This is a genomic window from Carnobacterium sp. ISL-102, assembly GCF_018612935.1.
GTDB classification, from domain to species: domain Bacteria; phylum Bacillota; class Bacilli; order Lactobacillales; family Carnobacteriaceae; genus Carnobacterium_B; species Carnobacterium_B alterfunditum.
The window spans coordinates 108,443-133,727 of the sequence record NZ_JAGGRF010000002.1; the positions used below are offsets into that span (position 1 = coordinate 108,443).

The 25,285-nt window shown below is 35.4% G+C and carries 21 protein-coding genes; 5 read left to right on the plus strand and 16 right to left on the minus strand.

Translation table 11 applies throughout. The annotated features are described in order from the left end of the window. Positions 1–145: 145 nt before the first annotated feature. The 13 genes from recA to J7E16_RS01470 all read right to left on the minus strand — a co-directional run bounded on the left by recA (position 146) and on the right by J7E16_RS01470 (position 17,508). Positions 146–1,192: a recombinase RecA gene (recA, locus tag J7E16_RS01410; protein WP_214887856.1), complete on the minus strand. Its 1,047-nt coding sequence runs from the start codon at positions 1,190–1,192 to the stop codon at positions 146–148. Between the two features lie 139 nt (positions 1,193–1,331). Then, positions 1,332–2,612, minus strand: a complete 1,281-nt coding sequence (locus J7E16_RS01415) for a competence/damage-inducible protein A (RefSeq protein ID WP_214887858.1) — start codon at positions 2,610–2,612, stop codon at positions 1,332–1,334. Between the two features lie 193 nt (positions 2,613–2,805). Continuing rightward, entirely contained in the window at positions 2,806–3,387 is a 582-nt protein-coding gene (pgsA, locus tag J7E16_RS01420; RefSeq protein WP_214887860.1) for a CDP-diacylglycerol--glycerol-3-phosphate 3-phosphatidyltransferase, read from the minus strand. A 90-nt stretch (positions 3,388–3,477) separates the two neighbouring features. Continuing rightward, positions 3,478–4,344, minus strand: a complete 867-nt coding sequence (locus tag J7E16_RS01425; RefSeq protein ID WP_353049847.1) for a helix-turn-helix domain-containing protein — start codon at positions 4,342–4,344, stop codon at positions 3,478–3,480. Between the two features lie 81 nt (positions 4,345–4,425). Continuing rightward, complete coding sequence (gene ymfI, locus J7E16_RS01430) at positions 4,426–5,151, minus strand: elongation factor P 5-aminopentanone reductase (RefSeq protein WP_214887862.1); 726 nt, start codon at positions 5,149–5,151, stop codon at positions 4,426–4,428. After that, positions 5,148–6,449: an EF-P 5-aminopentanol modification-associated protein YfmH gene (yfmH, locus tag J7E16_RS01435; protein ID WP_214887864.1), complete on the minus strand. Its 1,302-nt coding sequence runs from the start codon at positions 6,447–6,449 to the stop codon at positions 5,148–5,150. The genes ymfI and yfmH overlap by 4 nt, the downstream gene beginning before the upstream one ends. Continuing rightward, positions 6,449–7,711 (minus strand): EF-P 5-aminopentanol modification-associated protein YfmF, encoded by a 1,263-nt coding sequence (gene yfmF, locus J7E16_RS01440; protein ID WP_214887866.1) that lies wholly within the window; start codon positions 7,709–7,711, stop codon positions 6,449–6,451. The genes yfmH and yfmF overlap by 1 nt, the downstream gene beginning before the upstream one ends. 110 nt (positions 7,712–7,821) lie before the next feature. Beyond that, positions 7,822–8,781: an ABC transporter permease gene (locus J7E16_RS01445; protein WP_214887869.1), complete on the minus strand. Its 960-nt coding sequence runs from the start codon at positions 8,779–8,781 to the stop codon at positions 7,822–7,824. Between the two features lies 1 nt (position 8,782). Further along, positions 8,783–9,850, minus strand: a complete 1,068-nt coding sequence (locus tag J7E16_RS01450) for an ABC transporter permease (protein WP_285439360.1) — start codon at positions 9,848–9,850, stop codon at positions 8,783–8,785. Beyond that, entirely contained in the window at positions 9,843–11,390 is a 1,548-nt protein-coding gene (locus J7E16_RS01455) for an ABC transporter ATP-binding protein (protein ID WP_214887991.1), read from the minus strand. The genes J7E16_RS01450 and J7E16_RS01455 overlap by 8 nt, the downstream gene beginning before the upstream one ends. A 252-nt stretch (positions 11,391–11,642) precedes the next feature. Continuing rightward, positions 11,643–12,695, minus strand: coding sequence for a BMP family lipoprotein (locus J7E16_RS01460; RefSeq protein ID WP_214887872.1), 1,053 nt, complete (start codon positions 12,693–12,695; stop codon positions 11,643–11,645). Between the two features lie 258 nt (positions 12,696–12,953). Then, entirely contained in the window at positions 12,954–15,302 is a 2,349-nt protein-coding gene (locus tag J7E16_RS01465) for an FtsK/SpoIIIE family DNA translocase (protein WP_353049849.1), read from the minus strand. Positions 15,303–15,429: 127 nt separating this feature from the next. After that, positions 15,430–17,508 carry a DNA topoisomerase 3 gene (locus tag J7E16_RS01470; RefSeq protein ID WP_214887997.1) on the minus strand — a complete coding sequence of 693 codons (2,079 nt, stop codon included), beginning with the start codon at positions 17,506–17,508 and terminating at the stop codon, positions 15,430–15,432. Between the two features lie 306 nt (positions 17,509–17,814). Between J7E16_RS01470 and J7E16_RS01475 the strand changes: the two genes are divergently transcribed. Together J7E16_RS01475 and yidC are read left to right on the plus strand one after the other, a co-directional pair. Next, positions 17,815–18,090, plus strand: a complete 276-nt coding sequence (locus tag J7E16_RS01475; RefSeq protein ID WP_251006012.1) for an acylphosphatase — start codon at positions 17,815–17,817, stop codon at positions 18,088–18,090. Positions 18,091–18,158: 68 nt separating this feature from the next. Further along, a complete protein-coding gene (gene yidC / locus J7E16_RS01480) occupies positions 18,159–19,082 on the plus strand; it encodes a membrane protein insertase YidC (RefSeq protein ID WP_214887878.1) in 924 nt (307 codons plus the stop codon). Between the two features lie 42 nt (positions 19,083–19,124). On the opposite strand, the gene J7E16_RS01485 is transcribed toward yidC, so the two are convergent. The 3 genes from J7E16_RS01485 to gnd form a co-directional block, all read right to left on the minus strand. Then, the gene (locus tag J7E16_RS01485; protein ID WP_214887881.1) at positions 19,125–20,522 is read right to left on the minus strand and encodes a sensor histidine kinase; all 1,398 of its coding nucleotides are present in this window, start codon (positions 20,520–20,522) and stop codon (positions 19,125–19,127) included. A 146-nt stretch (positions 20,523–20,668) separates the two neighbouring features. Continuing rightward, positions 20,669–21,361: a response regulator transcription factor gene (locus J7E16_RS01490; protein WP_214887884.1), complete on the minus strand. Its 693-nt coding sequence runs from the start codon at positions 21,359–21,361 to the stop codon at positions 20,669–20,671. A gap of 304 nt (positions 21,362–21,665) precedes the next feature. Next, positions 21,666–23,099, minus strand: coding sequence for an NADP-dependent phosphogluconate dehydrogenase (gene gnd, locus J7E16_RS01495; protein WP_214887887.1), 1,434 nt, complete (start codon positions 23,097–23,099; stop codon positions 21,666–21,668). A gap of 281 nt (positions 23,100–23,380) precedes the next feature. Here gnd and J7E16_RS01500 point away from each other — a divergent pair, with 281 nt between their 5' ends. From J7E16_RS01500 to J7E16_RS01510, 3 genes are all read left to right on the plus strand, one after another. Then, the gene (locus J7E16_RS01500) at positions 23,381–24,337 is read left to right on the plus strand and encodes a magnesium transporter CorA family protein (protein WP_214887890.1); all 957 of its coding nucleotides are present in this window, start codon (positions 23,381–23,383) and stop codon (positions 24,335–24,337) included. A 52-nt stretch (positions 24,338–24,389) separates the two neighbouring features. Then, complete coding sequence (locus tag J7E16_RS01505) at positions 24,390–24,542, plus strand: DUF4044 domain-containing protein (RefSeq protein ID WP_143298351.1); 153 nt, start codon at positions 24,390–24,392, stop codon at positions 24,540–24,542. A gap of 154 nt (positions 24,543–24,696) precedes the next feature. Continuing rightward, the gene (locus J7E16_RS01510) at positions 24,697–25,266 is read left to right on the plus strand and encodes a peptide-methionine (S)-S-oxide reductase MsrA (protein WP_251006013.1); all 570 of its coding nucleotides are present in this window, start codon (positions 24,697–24,699) and stop codon (positions 25,264–25,266) included. Positions 25,267–25,285 lie beyond the last annotated feature (19 nt).

A 25,285-nucleotide genomic window follows, 5' to 3' on the forward strand; every position in this document is an offset into this window, starting at 1 on the left:
TAATGGTTTTGTAGCCCTTTCATAAACTTTCATTAGCCTTGGTTGATTTATTTATGTATCTTTTTCCATTCAATCTCGGAAAAATATTCAAATAAAACCAACAAGCATAGTGCTTATTGGTTTTATTTGATCTTATTTCTTCACTTTAATCTTCTAATGACTCTTTTCCAGACTTTTCTACTTCTGGCTCTTTAGTTCCAGGTTCTCCAAAACCATAAGCAGCACGAACTTTTTTCTCAACTTCAGTTCTTAATTCAGGGTTTTCTTTGAAGAATTTTTTAACATTTTCACGGCCTTGACCAATTCGTTCGCCATTATAAGAGTACCATGCACCAGATTTATCGATAATATCTTTGTCAGAACCCATATCTACTAGCTCTCCTACTTGAGAAATACCCTCTCCATACATGATATCTACTTCGGCTACTCTGAATGGTGGAGCAACTTTGTTTTTTACAACTTTAATTTTTGTACGGTTACCCATGATTTCTGTACCTTGTTTAATTTGCTCAGCTCTTCTAACTTCCAAACGAATCGTAGCATAGAATTTCAAAGCTCGACCACCCGGTGTAATTTCTGGATTACCAAACATTACTCCAACTTTTTCACGAATTTGGTTGATAAATAACGCAATTGTTTTTGTTTTATTGATCGATCCGGATAATTTACGTAAAGCTTGAGACATCAGACGAGCTTGCAGCCCTACATGAGAGTCTCCCATTTCTCCTTCAATTTCTGCACGTGGTACCAATGCAGCAACTGAGTCGATCACAACGATATCTACTGCTCCACTGGAAACCAAAGCGTCTGCAATTTCTAAACCTTGCTCACCTGTGTCAGGCTGAGATAGCAATAACTCATCAATATCTACACCAAGAGCAGCTGCATATTTTGGATCTAAGGCATTTTCAGCATCAATAAATGCAGCTATCCCACCTTGTTTTTGAACCTCTGCGACAGCATGCAATGCTACTGTTGTCTTACCTGAACTTTCAGGGCCGTACACTTCAATAATTCTTCCTCTTGGAAATCCACCTACACCTAATGCTACATCTAACGCTAATGAGCCACTAGGAACGGTTGAAATACGCGTATCTACTTTCTCGCCTAATTTCATAACGGAACCTTTACCAAAGTTTTTTTCAATTTTTTTTAATGCTGCATCTAATGCTTGTTTACGATCGTCTGCCATTAATTAAATCCTCCTCAAGTCTCTTTTATCCATTGATTAATCATTCATAATTTCATCTGCTACAACAAATATCATACCTTTCTTCCATAAAAAAAGCAAGGAAAAAGCGAACAAACATTCGGTCTTTTTTCCTAAATAGTTAATTATTTATTGTTTCAAAAACTTTTTGTTGTATAGGGAGATTTAACAGCACTCTTCTGATCAAGTCTAAACCGGACATGATCGATTTCTCTCGATTGTTGTCGCGTCCTTTACCTAAATGATACTCTTTAGCAAAGGCTGCTTTTCCATTGACCGCAATCCCGATCCAGACCGTACCCACTTCCTTGTTTTCAAGCCTATTAGGACCTGCAACTCCTGTAAATGAAATTGCAAGATTTGTACCAAACATCCGTTGTGCATTTTTTGCCATTTCGATAGCACATTCAGCACTAACTGCGCCAGATTTTTCAATTATTTCTTTAGAAACTCCTAGAACAGCTGTTTTTATTTCGTTGCTATATGTTACAATGCCGCCTTTGAAATAATCACTGGCACCTGAAATACTTGTCATAGAACTTTGAAAGGCACCACCGGTCAGACTTTCGGCAGCTGTAAGAGTCATTTTTTGTTCTTTCAATAAATCAGCAACTACATTTACTAATCGAGTATCCTCTCCATATCCATAAAAATAGCTTCCTATACGCTGTTGTATGATAGCTTCCATATTGTCCAATAATAGAAAACAAGCTACTGCTGTGCTTCCGTTTGCTGTTATACGCAACCTTACTTCATGCTTACCAGCGTAGGTAGCAAGAGTAGGATTTTGCTGATGTTCGATCAAATCATCTAATTCAGCAGCTAATTGAGATTCACCAATATCAAAAAAACGCAACACTCTCGATATGAGATGAATATCTTCTTTGGATTCACCCATTAATAATGGTTTGACCTCATTTATAAACATTGGTTCTAATTCACTGGGTGGACCCGGTAACAAGATAAAAGCTTTGCTTTTTTGTTTTAAAAACATTCCTGCTGCAAGTCCTGTCTTATTTTTTAAAATAGTAGAGCCTTCAATAACCATGGCTTGCAATCGATTATTATCTGTCATAGTTCGTTTTCTATTTTCATGAAAAGTAATTATTTTTTCCATTGTAGTTTCATCTAAAATTAGTTTTTTAGTCAAATGATCGGCTAACACTTGCTTTGTAATATCATCTTTTGTAGGTCCTAAACCTCCTGACAGAATTACTAAATCACTTCTTTGCTCTGCAACCTGTATAACCTCTAATAGTCGTTTCGGGTTATCTCCAACAACTACTTGATGATAGACATCTATTCCTAATAAGGATAGTTCGCGAGACAGAAAAGATGCATTTGTGTTTATTACTTGTCCCATTAATAGTTCTGTTCCAATTGCTATGATTTCAGCATTCATTTGCTCACTCCTATCTTTATAATACGCAAAATTTTTTCTTGATTTTTATTTTGTAGTTTCTTTGAAAAGAGGATAAAAAAGTCCATCGTTCGGTAAATTGATTTTAACATACTTTTATAAGCAAAAAAAAAAAAGAAGGTATTTTGAAATCAACTTCAAAGCACCGTCTTTTCTAATTATTTTTCAATTTTTATTATTTTGGACCTTTAAATACTGCACTGTTTTTCACGAAATAGTCTACACCAGAATAAATAGTAAAGAACAAGCAAATATACAACATGATTGAAGCAAGTGGTAAACCGATTCCTTCAAATGGCAGATTATCAACAAATAATAAAATAATAGCTATCATTTGAGTAGCGGTTTTAATTTTCCCCGGCCATGCAGCAGCCAAAACTGTTCCACCTTGTTCCACTAATAATAATCTTAATCCAGTGACTGCTAATTCTCTACAAACAATAATAGAAACGACCCAAGAAGGAGCTAGATTTTGTCCAACTAAAATAATTAAAGCAGTCATAACTAACATTTTATCAGCTAAAGGATCAGCAAATTTACCAAAATTCGTTACTAATCCTTGCTTGCGTGCAATTTTCCCATCTAGCCAATCTGTGAAACTTGCTAAAGCAAATAACACAGCTCCTATCAATTGAGTAACTTCAATTGTAGAACCTAATAGATGAATAACGCCCCAATCAAATGGTGCTAATACGATGATAACAAATATCGGAATCATAAAAATTCTAAATACAGTAAGTTTATTCGGCAAGTTCAACTTTTTTGCTTCCTCTCTCTAGTGATATATGTTAAATATTTGTAAGGATGTTCCTATCAAAAACTTTTATCAGCCAAGCATTAAAATATTTCATTCAAATTGAAATTCAATTTCTTGTCGAACAGAATTTTCTGATTCTGGAGCGTATGGAACATCTTCCCCATTAAGATTTACCTTCGTTGCAGGCGTATTTCCAATTACAATAACTAAGGATGACGTACCATCTGGAATTTTTGATTCTAAATTAGATCCATCTGTTATTAACTGAGCGTCAATCATTGCCCCGTCTCCTTCAACACTGATCCAAGAATCCCCACCTGTTGCTGTTAATGTCAAAATGCTGCCTTCAGAAGTTCCGGTAACAGAATAAGTTGTAGTCGATCCAGTAGAAGATAAAATTTCTATTCCTTGAGCGTCCTCTTCACTTTCATCGGACTCTACTGATTCCGTTGTTGGCTCTGATTCGCTTTCCGAGATAGATTCAGCACTAGAGACAGATATTGCTTCAGAATCTTTTGTGATCATGGCTTCCTCACCTTGATTACTTGTTTGGATCACAGCAAAATAAATAGCTGCCACAATTGCTACTGCTAGGATACCAATCAAAATTGTAGGCAGATTATTTTGAACTTTTGTCAAGAATTCATTCTCAATATTCTTTCCAGAACGTGTTTGACCCGTGTAAACTTTTTCGACAAATTCTTCATCATGGGCATGTGGCACTGCATCTGTATATTCTTCTAGTAATTGGTCCCCATTTAAGCCAACAGTATCTGCATATTGTTTAATAAATGCACGAGCATAAAATTTCCCCGGCATGACATCGTAGTTGCCTTCTTCGATTGCTATTAGGTAACGTTTTTGAATCTTTGTTATTTGTTGCAAATCATCTAATGTATATCCTTTTACTTTTCTTGCTTCTTTTAATTTTTCACCAATTTCATTCAACTGTCTCACCTACCTATTCTCTTGCTTAAAGAGAAAATCTCATATCATTTGCATTATAACATACCTAATACTTTAGAAACATTAATTTTTCTATTTTAACCAACCACCGCTGATGACCATCGATTGACCTGTCATGTAGGCACTTCTTTTATCGACTAGTTGAAGAACCCAAAAGCTGATTTCAGATATACTTCCTAATCGTCCTAATGGTATCTCACTTTCCAAATCCTTCACTTCTGCTGAAGTGAATTCTTGGTTCATTTTAGTATCAATAGCCCCTGGAGAAATAGCATTTACTGTTATCCCTAAGCTGGCTACTTCTTTGCTATAAGCTCTAACAAAGGCCAGTTGAGCACCTTTTGTTGTACTATAAAGGACTTCCATTGCACTTCCTGTTTCGCCATAAATAGAACTGATAAAAATAATTCTTCCATGTCTCGAACGGGCTAGTTTATCTTGCAACTGTTGAATTAAAATGATGGGGGTTTTAACATGTACTGCCCACATGCGCTCCATATCCATAGAAGACTCTTCTGTCAACAATTGATAAGTCGTGAAGCCGCTAGCAAAAATAACGACATCTACCTGGTAGACTGACTTAAGAAAAAAAGGAATATCTTCTTCCTTAGTCATATCTAAAGATATTGCATAAAAATCTTGTGTATGGTAACGCTCTTGGTAATCCCGCAGCTGAGCTGTAACACTTTCTGTATTCGAATGATAATGCAAATACAGGGACCAACCTTTTTCTGCTAATTCCTGAGCAATCCCTTTTCCAATATCACCGCTTGCTCCCATGATCAAGGCAAATTTCACGCTTCATTCGCCTCTTTTGGTAAAATATGAAAAGTAGTCATATGCTCTTCAATCATAAAATTTTCGGCAGCTTTTTTAATATCTGTCAGTGTGATGCTTTCGATAATGGGAACAACATCAAATAAAGTTGCTTCTCCATAAGAGGGTTGACTAAATTGATTAGCAATATATTCTAACGAATTTAAAGACTGAAGTTCCTGGCCAATCATTCGTTTTTTAACTATCGCTAAATTTTCTTCAGTTAATTCTGAACTATTTTTAGTATCAAGTAACAACTTTTTAATTTCATCACTGAAAATGGCAGAATCTTTTGTATCTCCACTAATATCAACGAAATGGAATGTACGATCCAAACTAAACTCATAAGAGAAACTATCATCTATTATACCCTTATCGTATAGCTCTAAATAATTTGCTGATGTAGGACCAAACAATAAAGTCAATAGTAAATCCATGGTCGTTTTATATTCCAAAGCTTTTATACCATTTGGTATTATATCTATTCCTTTTACTCCAACAATGCTTTTTGGTCGATTAACAGGCATTTTAATAAAGTCATATGCCTTAATATCATGTATGGTTTCTTCAGGAAAGATACGCTCAATTGTTTTGACTGGGAGATAGTTTTTCTTTGCCTGATTTTCTCGAATCAACTGTATCATTTCTTCAGGGTCTAATTTTCCTACTACAAATAAATTCATATTGCTAGGATGATAAAAAGTTGCATGATTCTCGTGCAGCAATTCAGGTGTGATATTCATAATACTATCTACTGTTCCAGCAATGTCGATGTGTAATGGATGCTTCGGGTACATATTACCTAAAATACCAAAATATAAACGCCAATCTGGTTCATCTTCGTACATTTGAATTTCTTGAGTAATGATACCTTTTTCTTTATTAACGGTCGCTTCTGTAAAATAGGGATCTTGAACAAAATCTAATAACGTCTTTAAACTTTCTGAAACATGATCAGTGCTAGAAAAAAGATACGCTGTTCTAGTAAAACTTGTAAAAGCATTAGCTGAAGCACCCAACCGACCAAATGTATTGAATACATCTCCGTCTTCTTTTTCAAATAGTTTATGCTCTAAAAAATGAGCAATACCATCTGGTACAGTGATCATTTCAGTTTTTCCACGAGGGACAAATTGATTATCGATCGAACCAAAATTTGTTGAAAATAAGCCATAGGTTTTATGAAAATCATTTTTAGGCAATAAAGTTACTTGTAAGCCATTGTCTAGCGTTTCTGTATAAATTGTTTCTTGTAATTGTTCGTAATTTTTTTTCTCCATTATTTCGCCTCCGCTGTTAAAAAGAATGTTGCTTTTAACTTTACTTTATTAGCTACTTCAATTATATCTTCTTTAGTAGCTTTCTCAATTCTCGCTACCCATTCATCAATTGAAAGAATCTTTCCTTTAGCTAACTCTAGTGCATAGATACGTTCGATAACGGATCCAGGGTTATCTTCTGATTGGAAGAGTTGGTTCTTTAACATTTCTTTTGTTTGAGAAATCGATTCATCTGTAAAGTTTCCGGCTTGCATTTCTTCCAACTGCAATGCAATAATTTCTCTGACCTGATCTACTTTTTGAACATCGATCCCTGTTTGAACAGTCATCATCCCTCTAAATGTATCCATGGAGCTAGAAGCATAGTAAGCTAGACTTTCTTTTTCACGTACGTTTATAAATAATTTTGAATGCGGAAAACCACCAAATAGACCATTGAATACTTGTGCTGCATAATACGTCGGATCGTGATAAAAAACATTCGTTGTATAACCTAGATTGAATTTGGCTTGGGTAATTTCTTGTTGCTCCGTCTTATTTTCTACTTCACTAGCTGCCGGTTCATCATAAAAACTGCTTGTTTTTATTGATTCACGAGGAGCAAAAGCGAATTGCTCAAAAGCAGACTGAATTTCATTTTCATTAACATCGCCTAGAACATAGATATCGATTTTATCTTGATTTAGTACATCTTGATAATAGTCATGCAATGATGTAGCCGATATTTCTTTTAAGTCTTCTTTTGAACCGACACTTGGTATTTGTTGATCGACACCTTTAAAGAAGAACTCTTGCAAAGAAAGGCTCGCGTATGTTTGTTTGTCATCAAGAAGTGAATCATAATAATCGACTAAATTTTCTTTTTCTCTCTTAAAGGTTTTTTCATTAAAATGACCATTTTCTGCATTTGGTTGGAAGATAACTTCTTTTAAGAAATCAATTCCTTCTTGTAAGACATTATCCCCTTTTGAAAGATATTTTTCATTGACTAGATTTAAACTGATAGAGAAAATATGAGTATTCCCTTTTTTGCTGACAGCTGTTCCAAAGTTAGCTCCATACATATTTGAAAGGGCACTTCTTAAGGCAGTTTGTGTAGGGTATTTTTGGCTGTTTGTTTCTAATAAATTTGCTAGCATAGCCCGTTTTGTAATTGTTTTTTTATTTAATGGGGCACGAAATTTCAACATGATACGGATTGTTTTATACTTTTTAGTGGGGAGTACGTGTAAATGAACTCCTTCATTTAATTGAATAGACATACTTTTATTCCTCCTCTTACTTAAAAAATGTTCATTGTCTATCTTAAAATAAAAAGTGCTAAAAAGAAAGCAACAACAGACATATCCGTCTGTTGTTGCAAAAATAATGCTTATTTTGATTTAATATATGTTTTGCCACCCGCTGCTGGCCCTTCAGATTTACCAATTACTCCAACCAATACAATGATCGTGATAGCATATGGTGCGATTTGCAACCATACACTTGGAATGTCTTGAATAATCGGAATATAGTTTCCAATCACGCCTAGGCTTTGAGCAAACCCAAAGAATATGGCTGCTCCCATTGCACCTAAAGGATTCCATTTACCAAATATCATTGCAGCCATAGCAATAAACCCTTGACCAGCAATCGTTGAAGCTGAGAAACTTAACGAGATAGACTGAGCTTGAATAGCTCCCCCCATACCGCCTAGCAGACCAGATAACATAACACCGGCATACTTCATTAAGTAAACATTAATTCCTAATGTATCTGCTGCTTGAGGATGTTCCCCTACGGATCTTAATCGTAATCCAAAGCGAGTCTTAAAGATCACTACCCAACAGATAACAGCAACTAATATTCCTGCAAAAGCAGGGGCTGAAGTTCCTTTGAAGAAAATATCGCCAATAATTGGGATACGATTTAATAAGGGGACCGTTACTTTACCAAAGCTTTCTGTAATTCGATCTGTTTGTCCAGCACCATTATACAATACTCTTGTAAAGAAAATGGCTAAGGCTGGAGCCATTAAATTAATTACTGTACCAGAGATAATATGATCTGCTCTTAGATTAACTGTCGCTACCGCATGGATCAATGAAAAAATCACACCGATCAGTCCACCAACTAAAGCGGCGATCCAAGGAGTCCAATCACCAAAAACTCCTGCAAATGTTAAATTAAACACAATTGAACTAAATGCTCCTATAACCATTATTCCTTCTAATCCTACGTTAACGATACCACTTCGTTCAGAGAATGTTCCACCAAGGGCCGTTAAGACAAGAGGAGCTGAGTAGACAAGCGATGAGGCAACTATTAATTGAAGTAAGCTTATGATATCCATCCTATTTCACTCCTCCTTTATTCACTCTAGCTCGTTTGTCAATAAAGTAGCGAATTAAGTAATTAGCTCCTACAAAGAAGATAATAGATGAAATAACAATATCAACAACTTCAGTTGGAACTCCTGAGATCATTGGCATACTGTTTCCGCCAATTTTCAATGCGCCAAACAAAATAGCTGAAAAGATGATTCCTACAGGGTTACTTAGCCCTAACAAAGCTACAGCCATACCATCAAATCCAATTGTTGGCATTGCACCTTGTGTAAAGATATTTTGGAAATTTCCCAGTCCTTCCATTACTCCACCTAAACCAGCTAAACCACCACTGATAAGCATAGATATAATAATGTTACGTTTAGAACTCATACCAGCATATTCAGAAGCACTCGGATTTAATCCAACTGTTCTGATTTCAAATCCAGTAGTTGTTTTTTTCATTAAGAACCAAACAACTACCGCCATAACTAATGAAATAAAGATCCCAGCGTGGAGTGTAGAATTACTTGTTAATTCGGTTATCCATCCAACTCGTAAACTAGCACCTTCTGAAATACGCGGCGTTGCATCTGCTGAATCCGTCAAAATATTTCGAATCAAATAATTTGTTGTATAAAGAGCTATATAATTTAGCATGATCGTAACAATAACTTCACTAGTATTAAAATATGCTCTTAAAAATCCAGCGATCCCTGCCCAAAGTGCACCAGCTACCACTCCTCCTAATATACTTAAAGGAAGTAAAATAAATCCTGGCAGATCCGCAAATATATTAGCCACCCAGACAGAACAGAGCCATCCTAGTAAAGCTTGACCTGCGACCCCAATATTAAAGAATCCAGCAGTATAGGCTACAGAAAAACCTAATGCCGTTAAAATAAGCGGTGTTGCTTGCCTCAACGTTTCACCAATATAAAAGGTTGAGCCAAAAGCGCCATTGACCATCGCTGAATATCCACTTATCGGGTCATACCCAAAAATGACCATGATGATAGCACCAAGAATAAATCCCATGACGACAGATAATAAAGGCACTAATAAATTATTTAATGTTTCTCTTTTATTAGTCAATTTTGACACCCTCCTTTCCCTTTTCTTGCTTGATCAAAGAGCGCGCTTTTTCAAGCGATGTACCTGCCATCAATAAACCAAGTTCTTGTTGCGTTGTTTCTTTAGGGTCTACAATGGCAACAATATTTCCTTCATACATAACAGCGATTCGATCAGAAACATTTAAAATTTCATCCAATTCAAAACTCATCATCAATACAGCTTTTCCATTGTCCCGTTGTTCGATCAAACGTGAATGTATGTATTCAATTGCTCCTACATCAAGTCCACGAGTTGGTTGAGCAGCAATCAACAAAGACGGATCACGATTGATTTCTCTAGCAATAATAGCTTTTTGCTGATTCCCACCTGATAGTGATCCGGCAGGAGCAGATTCGCTTTGCGTACGTACATCAAACTCTTCAATCAATTTCAAAGCAAATTTATTTATTTCTTTTTGATTTAGAATCCCATACTGGCTCAAAGGTTTTTTATAGTAGGTTTGCAATACCATATTTTCTTCTAATGACATTGGTAAAACAAGTCCATATTTTTGACGATCTTCTGGAATATGGCCTAATCCTACCTCTGTAATTTTACGTGGTGATTTATTTTGGATCTCTTGCCCGTTTAGTTTGATTTTCCCACTTTCAGTCTTTGTTAAACCTGTTATCGCATGAATCAATTCACTTTGTCCGTTTCCATCGATTCCAGCGATTCCAACAACTTCTCCAGCCCGAACTTCTAAGCTTAGTCCTTTAACGGCCTCTAAACCACGATTTTCCTTTACAACAATGTTTTCGATCGATAACACTGTTTCTTTTGGTTGCGAAGCTTTCTTTTTTGTTTTAAAAGATACAGATCGCCCTACCATCATGTCTGCTAACTCTTGTGGAGATGTGGTGGAAACATCTACCGTGTCAATACTTTTCCCACGACGGATAACTGTACAACGATCTGCAACTGCTTTAATTTCGTCAAGTTTATGTGTAATTAAGATGATGGATTTTCCTTCTTTTGTTAGGGCTCTCATGATATTGATCAATTCATCAATTTCTTGAGGAGTCAACACTGCTGTTGGTTCATCAAAGATCAAGATATCAGCTCCACGATAGAGCGTTTTTAAAATCTCTACCCTTTGCTCCATCCCCACTGAAATAGACTCGACTTTTGCACTAGGATCGATCAACAGACCATATTTTTTAGACAATTCTTTTATGTCTTTTTTTGCCGATTCTCTATCCAAGAAACCATTTTTTGTTTGTTCCATTCCTAAAATGATATTTTCAGTCACAGTAAATTTTTTAACCAGCATAAAATGTTGGTGAACCATTCCAATACCTAATTTATTTGCGACACTCGGTGAACTTATGTTTACTACTTGTCCATTCACTAAAATTTCTCCTGAAGTAGGTTCTAACAATCCTGAAAGAATATTCATTAAAGTCGATTTACCAGCACCATTTTCTCCTAAGAGAGCATGTATTTCTCCCTTTTTAAGCTGCAAATTAATATTATCATTAGCCTTGAAAACACCAAATTGTTTTGTAATGCCCTTCATCTCGATGACATTTACTGATTCTGACACGATAGTTTCACTCCTTTTCTCTTGCTTAGTCCATTATCCATTATAGTTGTTTTACAGACAAGCAATTATCAAATTTTCTCTTTTAATTTTAATAGAAAAAATAAATGCTAACTTATAGAAAATTTCAAACCTCATTTTATAACCCAATAGAGACTAAAAGACCGGTATATAATTACCCGGTCCTTTTATCTTTATCTATTCCTTAAACTATTGTCTACTATAAAATTATGGTTTTTCTGGAACGGTAATATCACCATCAATAATTTGTTGTTTGTAATCTTCAACAGTTTTGATTGCTTCTTCAGATAAAGCACCTTCTGTAATACCTACACTATCTTCAGCTAAACCAAAGTTGCTGACTTCACCGCCTGGGAAGTTTCCTTCCATTGATGCATTTGCGATATCTTGAACAGCTTGACCTACACCTTTAAGTGTTGAAGTAAGAGTTAAGTTTCCACCATCGTATTCACCTTCAGCAGTTTGATCACGGTCAACACCGATTACCCATAATTGTTCATCTGGGTTAGCGTTCATGCGGTCAATAGCTTCAGAAAATACACCATTACCTGTATCTCCAGATGCATGATAAATGATATCTGCTCCTGAACTATACATTGCAGCTGCTAATTGTTTGCCTAAAGCAGCATCTCCAAATGAACCAGCATATTCAACATCAACTTTGATATCTGGGTTAACGGCTGTAACACCTGCTACAAAACCGGCTTCAAAACGGTCGATAACGGCACTTTCTTGTCCACCAATAAATCCAACATGGTCTTTTTCAGTTGTTTCTGCAGCAGCAACACCTGCTAAAAATGCAGCTTCATGATCTTTAAATAATACAGAAGCAACGTTATCTGCTTCAATCATTTCATCAATGATCACAAAATTTTGATCTGGATTTTGAGTAGCGACATCTGTCATCGCTGGTTGTAATTTATATCCAATTCCATAAATCAAGTCAAAATTATTATTTACAGCTGTATTTAAGTTTGTAACAAATTGAGAATCTTCATCAGATTGAATGTAGTTATAACCTTCAGGTCCTTCTTCAAGTCCCTGCTCTTCTCCCCATGCTTGCATACCTTCCCATGCAGATTGATTAAATGATTTATCATCTACTCCACCTACGTCGGTAACCATGACAATTGAATAATCTTTTTCTGAACCTGAAGAAGTTGAGGCAGTATCACTTCCTTCATCAGCACCACACGCTGCCAATGTTAAACTTGACAATAAACCTAGTGTTAATAAACTCTTGAAATTTCTACTCTTCACTCAAAAAACCCCCATTTTTTTTTTAGTATGAATCAATATCTCATTAATCCATCCTCGTATTTATATTACCACCTTTGTTTTAATAAATAAACAACAAAAGTGATTGTTGAAAACGTTTTAGTCGAAAAACGTTCAGTTTTTAATCTACTTTTAATGTACTGCACTCGATTTAGTCTGCATTCGAGCCTTTCATTTGTTTAAAAAGACATTTTCTAAAAAAACATTCTTAAAAAGTTGATTACTTAAATGATACTTTTACTAATGTTGCTCTACTTCTATTTCTGATAATTGATCATCACCGGGAACTTGAGTAATATTTACCTTACGAGGTTTACTTCCTTCAGATGGGCCAACAATACCGCGCATTTCCATTTCATCAATTAACCGAGCGGCTCGATTGTACCCAATTCTAAAGCGACGTTGCAATAAAGAGATGCTAGCTGTTTGCATTTCAACGATCAGGGCTACAGCATCATCATAAACTTCGTCTTGGACCTCACTCTGTGTCGTTTTAGCTTCTTCTGTGGGCATCATTTCCTCAACGTAGTTTGCCCCTTGTTGATCGGTCACAAAAGTAACAATATGCTCAACTTCTTCATCTGAAATAAATGCACCCTGGACACGAACCGGTTTATTTTCTCCCATTGGCAAGAACAGCATATCTCCTCTACCCAACAATTTTTCTGCTCCGCTACCATCTATTATTGTTCTAGAATCTACACCACTCGAAACAGCAAATGCAATACGCGAAGGTACGTTAGCTTTGATAATACCAGTGATGACATCAACACTTGGTCTTTGGGTCGCTAGAATCATATGGATCCCAGCAGCTCTAGCCATCTGCGCTAAACGAATGATGGCATCTTCAACTTCATTACTAGCTACCATCATTAAGTCTGCCAGCTCATCAACGATTACCACTATAAAAGGCAATATCGGATAATTTTCTCCATTTTCTTCATTGTGCGTTTTTAAATGCTGATTGTATCCCGTAATGTTACGCATTCCACTAGCAGCAAATAGTTCGTATCTTCTTTCCATTTCAGTAACTACTTTTTGTAAAGCCTGAGCTGCTTTTTTAGGATTAGTCACAACCGGTGTCAATAAATGTGGGATGCCATTATAGACATTCAATTCTACCATCTTAGGATCTATCATCATTAATTTCACTTCATTTGGCTTAGCTTTCATCAATAAGCTGGTGATAATACCGTTAATACAAACCGATTTCCCACTACCTGTAGACCCTGCAACAAGCAAGTGAGGCATTTTTGATAAATCGGCCATCGTAATATTGCCGGATATGTCTCTTCCAAGAGGCACTTCTAGCATCTTTTCTTCATTATGAACTTGACCTTCAATAACATCCCTAAAAGAAACTAAGCTCACTTCATTATTTGGAACTTCAATGCCAATAAATGATTTCCCTGGAATAGGTGCTTCAATTCGAATATCTTTCGCTGCTAACGCTAGTGCAATATCATCACTAAGGCTGACGATTTTACTTACCTTCACCCCAATAGCGGGCTGAACTTCATATTTTGTCACGGCAGGACCTAAATTTGCTTTAGTAACTTTTGCATCTACTCCAAAACTCTTAAATGTTTTTTCCAATTTTTGAACATTCTTTTGAATAAGAGCGTACTCGTTGGTCTGATCATTTTGCGGTATTTCATTTAACAAATGAGAAGGCGGTAACTGATAATCTATATTTTCTCTTTCAGTTCCTATCTCGAAATCGATTGTTCCTCCTTCAGTATCCTCAAGGCCAACTTCTGCTATTTTCTCTGTCATAGGTTTTTCAACACGACTCTGATAGTTTTCAATCTCTAACTTCAATTGTTCATTTTTATCTTCTTCAACTGATTGATTCCTTGGATCTTTGTTTATTACTGTTTTTATTGTATTTTTCTTTTCTTTCGTTTCTTTCTTATTTTTTTTTGTATCAGCTGTTTCAGATGCTTTTTTTACATATTTTATTTTTTGTTGGATAGCGATTTTGAATTTGCTCGTTACAGACTTAAATTTTTGCCAAATAAATATCGCTATATGACCTAATTTTCTCAAAAATGATTTAAAAGATAATTGAAACAATAGAAAGATTCCAAAAAAGCAGCTGAGTCCTGCGATGAAATACGTACCCCATTGTGAGAATAAAAAATAACTAGCCGCATAAAAAGTGGCTCCGATCATCCCTCCGCCAAGTTGTTGTGTGATTTCATTATTTGCCATATCTGTTATAAAAAAACGAAAAGTAGCAGAGATCACATTAATATCTGAATGGATAATTGGTGCAAACAAACGGGCGTGTAGAACTAACAGCAAACTACTGTAAACAAGGGAAAAACCTATGATTCGTTTATTTCTAAACAGAGGCTCCTTACCTTTAAAAACTAAATAGACTCCATAGATCCCCACTAAAATTGCTGCTATGATAAAAGTATTTCCCACAAAAAAACGGAATAAATTCGCACTAAAAATTCCCGCAAAACCAGTTTGCGAGATTGAAAAAACACTTAAAATAATAAAAATCAAACCAATAATTTCAAAAGAAAGATGGTATTCTGCATTTTTTTTGATTGTTTTATTCTTTTTTTTCACTGCCACGATTTTCTTCCCTCCTTGCATTCCTCTTTGATTATACACAAAATAACGCTCAAACGGAATGCAGTAAACGAAGGAAGGGATAAGACAGCCTTTGCTGCCTTATCCCTTCCTTCATTAAAATTTAATTTTAATCATTCTTTTTCTCCATTGCAGCTTTCATCGCTAAAGCCAATGGACTCTCTACTTCTTCTTGCTGCTTATTTATTTTTTGCATTAATTTATTTGTTTCATGTTTACTAGGTTTTTTACTAGTTTTACCTTCTATTTTTTCAGAAATATTGCAATATTTACACTTGAAATAATTCCCGCTTTTCCCCTCATGGATTTCCATTTTACGGTGACACTGTGCACATCGGTGATTAGAAACTTTTGGGTCTTTTCTCCGTTTATAAGAACACGTTGAGCTACTACAAATAAGCAATTTCCCATCACGACCACTTCGCTCTTTCAGTAATTCACCACAGTCAGGGCATATCTTATTTGTTAATGCATGATCTTTATACGTTTCTGTACTTTGTTTAATTTCTGCTACTAATTGGGCGGTTTCTTTTTTTATTTGTTTTAAGAAATCCTCTTTTTTCAACGTACCTTTTGCAATTTCTTCTAATGACTTCTCCCATTCGCTTGTGAGTTCTGGAGTCACTAGTGCCGGATTTACTAATGTTAGCAGTTGTTGCCCTTTAGGTGTTGTACTTAATTTATTTTGGTTCCGTTCCATTAAATCACTCTTAATGAGTTTTTCAATGATTTCAGCGCGGGTAGCAGGTGTTCCTAATCCATTTTTTTCCATATTCTGAAGGAGTGCACCTTCAGATAAGCGAGCGGGTACTTCTGTTAATTGTTTTTTTATTGTATAAGTTGGATGCATTATTTGCTCATTTAATGCATACACACTTTCCGATTGTTTTTGGATATCCTTTTTCCATCCTTTTTCGAGAACTTCTTCTTGCTGCAGTTCAAATAAGATATTAGCTGCCGAAAAAACAATGGTCGTCTTAGAAACTTTATACGCCGGTAAAAATAGTCCTATAAATCGTTCAACAACCATGCGATAAATTTTCAACTCGTCGGCTTCCATTTTTTCAGGACGCGGACGTTCTTCGGTTGGGATAATACCATGATGGTCCGTTACTTTTGCAGTATTAAAAACACCTTTTTGAGTTACTTTGGTTCCATTTTTAAAAATTCCCTTAACTTCCTGAGGAGCAAAATTTTGGATAGCCATTACTCTTTCTTTCATTGTACTGATCATATCTTGGGTTAAATATTTTGAATCTGTTCTTGGGTAAGAGAGCACTTTATGGCGTTCATATAACGTTTGCATCAAACTAAGTGTTTTCTTTGCTGAAAATTGATAGCGCTGGTTTGCTTCACGTTGAAGTTCAGTCAAATCATAAGGCAATGGAGCTTGTTGAACTGTTTGCTTTTCTTTTATAGCTACAACAACAACTGGGTTATTTTTTAATGAAGCTACTAGAGCTTCTGCTTTTTCTCGTTCACTAAATTTACGGGGTGCACCCTCTTGCACTACTGCCTTTTTTCCATCAACTATTAATTGAACAGTATAAAAAGTTTCTGGAACGAAAGACTGTATTTTAGCTTCTTGCTTACGTACCATGGCTAACGTAGGTGTTTGGACCCGTCCAGCAGATAAACTATCTTGGTATTTCACAGTCAATGCCCTAGTAACATTTAAACCGATCAACCAGTCTGCTTCTGAGCGTGCAACAGCAGAATCATACAATGTATCATATTTTTTGCTAGGCTGTAATTGATTAAAGCCATCTTTGATTGCTTTATCCGTTTGCGAAGAGATCCAAAGTCTTTTTACTGGTTTATTAAAGTGAACATACTCTAATATCCATCGTGCAACTAGTTCCCCTTCACGCCCGGCATCGGTAGCAATAACGGCTGATCCAATATCTTTTCGATCAGCCAGCTGCTTGATTGCTTTTAATTGACCTCTTGTATTTTTTAATGGTGTGATCAACATTTTTTCTGGGACAAGCGGCAGGGTGTTTAGATCCCAAGTTGCCCATTCTTTTTTATACTCTTCAGGCATTTTCAACCCTAATAAATGGCCTAATGCCCACGTTACGATAACGTCTTTTCCTTCAATATGCGTTTTACTTTTTTGTGTTGCTCCGAGTACTCGTGCAATTTCTTTTCCTACACTTGGTTTTTCGGCGATAATCAATGTCTTCATGATCGTTCCTTTCTTAAAACCGCTTATCATTTCTCTTTTTTCTATGAAACGCTGTACAGTCATTGTAAATTATCTATATACTCAATGCAACAATCCCAAAGTGAATGCTATTCTTTTATGTTCAGAACAAAGAATGTTTGACCAACTTCAAGGTAATCGTTAAAATAGACTAAATAAGCAAACTATTTTTTGGAAAAGGATGGGATATTAATGACCTCATTTTTTCGAACAATCAAACAGTTTCTTTTTCCAATAAGCAAATCATACGATTCTTCAAATAATCAGATAACTAATGGAGGGATTTCTATGAAAAAAGTTTCTATTCGTGTAGTAGGATCGGTACAAGGTGTTGGCTTTCGTTTCTCAACTAAACTAGTGGCCGATCAGATAGGTGTCTATGGTATTGTTCGAAATGAACCTGATGAAAGTGTCTATATAGAAGCCAATGGGGACCCGGAAAAAATCGACCTCTTTATAGAAAAAATAAGAAACTCACCTTCACCAAGCGGCTATGTTGATTCTATAATAGTAGAAGAACTCCCTTCCTTGAAAATTAGAGACAAGTTCACAATAAGCAATTGAAAACCGTACAAGAATCCTGTATAGTAAGTGATGTTACTTAATTTAAAAAAAATGAAGGATCGTGAACAATGAAAAATTTTAAAAAATTACTTTTATCGGGAACGCTTTTAAGTGTCATGATTTTTTTGTCAGGTTGTATGGGTCATGACTCTGATGGTAACCCTAGTGGTACAATTTATGAGTTATTAGTAGTTCCAACGCAACGAGTGATCATTCAATTGGCTGATTTATTTGGAGGTAGTTATGGCTTGTCTATTATAGCTATTACATTAGCTGTGCGTTTAATTATCTTACCTTTAAACTTAAGTCAATCTAAAAAATCGATCATTCAACAAGAAAAAATGGCTTTGATCAAACCAGAAATGGATGAAGTCCAGAAGAAACAAAAAGCTGCTGTTACTGCTGAAGAAAAGGCGGCTGCACAACAAGAACTTATGAGCTTATATAAAGATAACAACATGAGTATGTTAGGTGGTATTGGTTGTTTACCCTTATTGATCCAAATGCCTATCTTTACTGCTATGTTCCAAGCTATTAGTTTGTCTAAAGAAATCGGAAGCAGTACTTTCTTAGGTTTTAGTTTAGGAGATCAAAATATCGCTCTTGCTATTGCAGCCGGTGCAGTTTATTTTGTTCAATCTTATGTTTCTATGATTGGCCTTCCAGATGAACAAAAGAAACAAATGCGTACAATGATGTATGTTAGTCCGATAATGATTTTGATGGTTTCATTTACCTCTCCTGCTGGATTAGGATTGTATTGGTTCGTCGGAGGAATTTTCGCGGTATTCCAAACGCTTATTACCAATTTCATCTTTAAACCAAAAATAAGAGCTCAGTTAGAAGCAGAAGCTAGAAAACGTCCCGCTAAACCAAAACGGACGATTAAACAGGCCGAGCCGGTTGAACAACAAACTAAAGTTTTAAGCCAGCCTTCCAACAATAAAAATATTAATAGAAGAAACGCTGGCAAACAGCAAAAGAAACGTTGAAATAAAAAATACCTGCTCAAATGAGCAGGTATTTTTTTGTTGTTATGATTCTTCTCGGTAGATAGGTAATGATATTCTAAAGATTGTTCCATGATCTAAAACACTTTCAACTGTTATATTTCCGTTATACCCATTTAACAATTCTTTTGCAATAGCTAATCCGAGGCCGTTTCCGCCTTTATGCCGACTGCGAGCTTTATCGATACGATAAAAACGATTGAAAATTTTTTCTGTATCTTCTTGAGTCATTCCTTCACCAAAATCTTGAATAGCAATTTGAACTTCTCTATCATCAGTTGCAACTGAAATATGAACTTCCTTACGCTCATTAGAATATTTCACGGCATTGTCTAATAAAATAACTAAAATCTGTTCAAGATGATTTCGGTAAATAGCAACATAAATATCATCGTAAATATCATCATCTAAATTAAAAATAAAATCAGGATGGATCATACTAAAATTATTATATGTTTGCTGAATAACCGCTTTTATAGCTGTTTTTTCATTTTTATAATGAATTTCTACTTGTTCAGCTCTAGATAAATCAAGCATTTCCTGGACCAGACTTTTCATTCGTGTGATTTCTTGTAATGAAGCAGAAAGTGATTCATCTAATATTGCAGGATCTTTTTTTCCCCATCGATCTAATAACTTCAGATGCCCTTCCATAACGGCGACTGGTGTTCTTAACTCATGAGAAACATCTTCTACAAATTGTTTTTGCTGCTCAATATACTTCTGCATCTTATCTAACATATCATTAAATACCATTGAAAGATGATCCAATTCATCATTTCCTTCTGTAACTTCAATCCTAGAAGTCGATTGCGTATCTTGACGAAGATCATTCATTGTATTAGTAATGGTTTTTATTGGCTTTAAAAAGTTAGATGCCAACAAGTAACCTATAATACCACTAGAAATAAGAGCAGCAAAATTCATCGCTACTAAACTGATGATCGTGACATCGATCATCTTATGATAATCAGTCATACCATCAATCACTTGCACATAACCAATAATTTGGTTTGTTTCATCAGAAATAACAGGCATGACCCCGTAATAGCCTTCTTCACCATTTACTTCTATCCTTTTGATAACTGGTTCTGAGCTTCCTTCAAAAGAAAAATCACCCAATTTAGACTCAAAAAGTAGTCGCGATGTTGGAGTATAGACTCTTACGATTACATCTTCCTCATTCATTTTTGCATATAACGTATCTTGGTAATTTCCAGCATCTTCAAAAGTTGTATTTCGCTGATCGTATTCTTCCGTTGATCTCATTGTATCTGGAGAGTATGAAGGATTAAAAGCAGAATAAACAGTTGCTTTTGATAAAGCGGTTGAGTCACTATCCGTTAGTTTATTTTCATCAACTAGACGTTTGGAAGCTCCAAATAAAACTTCTCTAAAATTTTCTTCTTCTTGCGTAAACATAATCTGCCTAAAACCTACAAAAATCACAATAGAAAAAACTGAAATTGTTAAGAAAATTGCAAGCGTAGCCCCAATAGTCCACTTCCATTTTAACGAAAATCGTTTTATTTTCTTTCTATTCTTTTTTTTGTCATTAAACGGGAATTTCACGAACGCATCACGTAACCCGTACCACGAACAGTTTGAATATAGCTGTCAACATTAGGAACGTCTATTTTATTCCGTAAATAACGAATATAGACATCTACCACGTTCGTTTCAACTTCAGTTTCGTATCCCCATACTTTATTTAATAATACATCACGAGCTAAAACGACATTCACATTTTCCATTAATTCCAATAATAATTCATATTCACGTTTTGTTAATTCGATAACTTCTTCTCCACGGCGCACAACGCGATTTTCTTTTTCAACCTTTAGATCTCTGTACGTAACGGTTGTTTGTTTTGTAATGTTTTGTTCACTCTCAATTTCAATACGACGGAACAAGGCACGTAATCGTGCTAATAATTCTTCAATAGCAAATGGTTTAACAATATAGTCATCTGCACCATGATCTAATCCAGAAACTCGATCGATGACAGAATCTCTAGCCGTCATCATGATGATAGGCACATTGCTTACTTGTCTAATACGACGACAAACATCTATTCCATTTAATTCTGGTAACATTAAATCTAATAATATAACATCCCAATGTGCATCTTCTGCAACTGCTGCTTCTAATCCACTGCGTCCATTGTAACGGACCTCTGTCGCGTAACCTTCATGTTTTAATTCAAGTTCTACAAATCGAGCTAAATTCTTTTCATCTTCAATAATTAAAATTTTATTCATGCTATTGCACACCTGCTCCTCTAAAATCACTTTTTTTCTATTTTGCTCTTGTTACGATACCACGATAAATAGTTTTTCACAATCAATTTTTAATGTGTCCGTTATCATTTTACCATAAATTAAAAATAAATGAGAGCATTGAAACTTAAATTTAAGGGATACTTAAGCCTTTAAACAGTTTACTATTATATTTCGCTATTTCCAAACTAAATCACGCTATTTCAGACCACAAAAAGAGACTAAATTCAAGTTTTAGTCTCTTTTTGTTATTACATTTATTTAGATTCTTTGATAGATTCAATAATTACAGTTGTTCTTCTCCTTCATTACCATACCAATCAAAATGGAATGTTCCTGCTTTATCTGTTCTTTCGTAAGTATGTGCACCGAAATAATCCCGTTGAGCTTGGATGATATTTGCTGGCAAATCAGCCGTACGATAAGAGTCATAATAAGCAATTGCTGAAGAGAATGTTGGGATAGGGACACCTGATTTAACCGCAATACCAATAACGTCACGAACAGAATCCTGGTAATTTTTAGCGATATCCATGAAGTAACCATCCAGCATTAAGTTTTTAAGATCTGGTTTATGATCGTAAGCATCAGTGATTTTTTGTAAGAATCGAGCACGAATAATACAACCGGCACGGAATATCTTAGCTATTTCACCGTATTGTAAATTCCAGTCATACTCTTCACTAGCTGTACGCATTTGCGCAAATCCTTGAGCATAGCTCATAACTTTACTGAAGTATAAAGCTTGTCTAATTTTTTCGATTAGTTCAGCTTTGTCTTCTTCAACTATATAACTAGCAGGCTTTGGTAAAACTTTACTTGCTTCAACTCGTTCTTCTTTTAGTGCTGAGATATAACGCGCGAAAACTGACTCTGTAATCAGTGGAAGTGGAACACCTAAATCTAATGCACTTTGTGATGTCCATTTACCCGTACCTTTATTTCCAGCACGATCCAAAATGATATCGACCATTGGTTTACCCGTTTCAGGATCTTTTTTAGTCAAAGCAGTTGCTGTAAGTTCGATCAAGAAACTATCTAATTCGCCTTTATTCCATTCAGTGAATACTTCAGCTATTTCTTCAACAGATAAGCCAGCAACGTTGCGTAATAGGTGATACGATTCAGCAATTAATTGCATATCTCCATATTCGATACCATTGTGTACCATTTTAACATAATGTCCCGCACCATTTGGTCCGATGTAAGCTACGCAAGCTTCGCCATCTTCGGCTACAGCAGCAATCTCTTCAAGGATAGGAGCAACTAAATCATAGGCTTCTTTTTGTCCGCCAGGCATAATTGCTGGTCCTTTTAAGGCTCCCTCTTCTCCACCGGAAACACCCGTTCCAATAAAGTTAACTCCTGATTCAGCGAGTTCTTTACTACGGCGAATCGTATCTTTAAAGAACGTATTTCCTCCGTCAATCAGTACATCACCTTTATCAAGATGCGGCAGTAAAGATTGAATCGTTGCATCTGTTCCCTTACCAGCTTGCACCATTAATAAAATACGTCTTGGTTGTTCAAGAGACGCTACAAATTCTTCGACTGTACGAGTCAATACTAATTTTTTGCCTGGATTCTCTGCAACAACTGCTTCTGTTTTAGAAGTTGTTCGATTGTAAACCGATACAGAATATCCTCTGCTTTCAATATTTAAAGCTAAATTTTTTCCCATAACAGCCATTCCAACTACACCAATTTGTTGCTTACTCATATTTATTTAAACTCCCTTCAATTAAAAACTATTTTTATTTTAATGGTATTTCTCTGTTCTCTACTATCGTAGCAAAAAAAAGAGGAAATTAAAAGTTGTTTCATTTAATCTAACGACTTTAAAAAATAATTTTATAGACCTTTTGGCTAAACTGGGTCAATTTCTCTATAATTACCACAGGTTTCACCTATTTTATACCTAATTGGTGTAAAATAGGTGATAAAGTAGACTTTATCGCTTAATTGTAATTTTTATCAATCAAATTTTAAGGAGCGTTTGCAATGATCCAGTCCTATTACACAACAAACCAAGGTAAAATTATTCAAGATACCGAATTTACCCATGGAGAGTGGATCCACCTTTCCGATCCAACAGCTGATGAAATTCATCAAGTAGTTAGTCAGTTTAACTTTCCAAAAGATTACCTCGATGGTGTGTTAGATCCAGACGAAGTTTCCCGTTATGAAAATTTGGAAATGGAAGAAAATCAAAGTTCATCATTGGTTATGTTCCTTTATCCAATAAAAATAACAAGCAACCCAAATGATAGCGAATATATTACAAGACCATTAGCTGTCATTTTAACACCCAATACAATCATTACAGCTTCTGTTCATACACCCTTTTTCATTTCAAATATGATTGAAAATAAGCTAGATTATCTAATTGATAGTTCAAATCAAGAACGTTTTTTACTAGAAATTGCTTGGCACATTTCTTCTGATTACATCTCTTATTTAAAAGAAATCAATTCTAAAGTTGAAATACTAGAAAAAAACTTAACCACCACGACAAAGAACCGTCAATTATTTTCTCTGATGGCTTTACAAAAAAGTTTAGTCTATTTTAGTACAGCTATCGAAAGCAACCATCCGATTTTTAAAAAGCTAAAGTCGATTGAGCGTTTCAATTCAAATAAAAATAATCTTTCCTTTTTGCATGATGTCGTGATTGAAAATCAGCAAGCAGAAGCTATGATAAGACAATCCAGTAAATTACTAAGACAGATTAGTACCGTTTTTTCTTCAGTTATTTCAAATAACTTGAATAATATCATGAAAGTTTTGACTTCAATTACCATAGTGTTAACTATTCCAAATATTATTGGCGCACTTTGGGGAATGAATGTCTCTTTACCGCTAGAAAACACATTCGGTGTTTTTTGGATCATTTGTTTGATCATCATCGTTATCTGTGCTATAACGGTCTGGATGTTAAGAAAAAAAGATTATTTTTAATAGCCTATTGATTCTGCCAGCTTCTTTGTTGTAAACTATAAGAAATAGGTACATGAAAGTGAGGGATCACCTCGTGGCAACAAAAAACAAGAAAAAAGCATCTAAAACGCAGCGCTTCACGAAGGCGTTTGTTTGGATAATGCTTGTTGCAATGTTAGGTTCAGGTTTTTTTTCTGTTCTCTATACACTAGTTACAATGAATTAAAGTCAACCCTAGGAAATGATTTCGCTAAATCGACTCCTAGGGTTTTTATTATAAAATTTGGAGGTTCAATAAATAATGGATTTGAATAGACGTTCAACTAGTTTTCAAACAGCTACCTTTAGTATGGGGTGCTTTTGGGGGCCAGATAGTCAATTTGGCCCATCTACCTGTTGTGATTCGTACGCGTGTTGGATATGCCGGAGGGACTACGCTTGATCCTACCTACCATTTGATGGGAGACCATACTGAAACTTTAGAAATCGATTTTGATCCTGAGGTTATTTCTTACCCAACTATTTTGACTTTATTTTGGGACAACCATGATGCTGCTAAAGATCGTACTTATAAAGGACGCCAGTATCTTTCTCTTTTATTCTATCATGATGCCGAGCAACAAAAAACAGCTCACCAAGTTAAACAAGACTGGGAAAATAAACATCACAAAAAAATACAAACAGAAATCCATCCCTATACTCATTTTTATCAAGCCGAAGACCGCCACCAAAAGTATTTCCTGAAACGTTACCCTAAAGCCCATTGCTCTATTACCTATCTTTTCCCAACTTATTCTGACTATATTGATTCTACTATCGCTGCACGTCTAAATAGTTTTGTTAGAGAATTTGGACTTCTAGCAGATATCAAGCAAGAACTGGAATTTTGGGGTCTAAATGAAAATGAAAAATATATCTTAGAAGAATTACTTGATACTATCCGTTGGTAAAATTAATTGTAACTAGTTT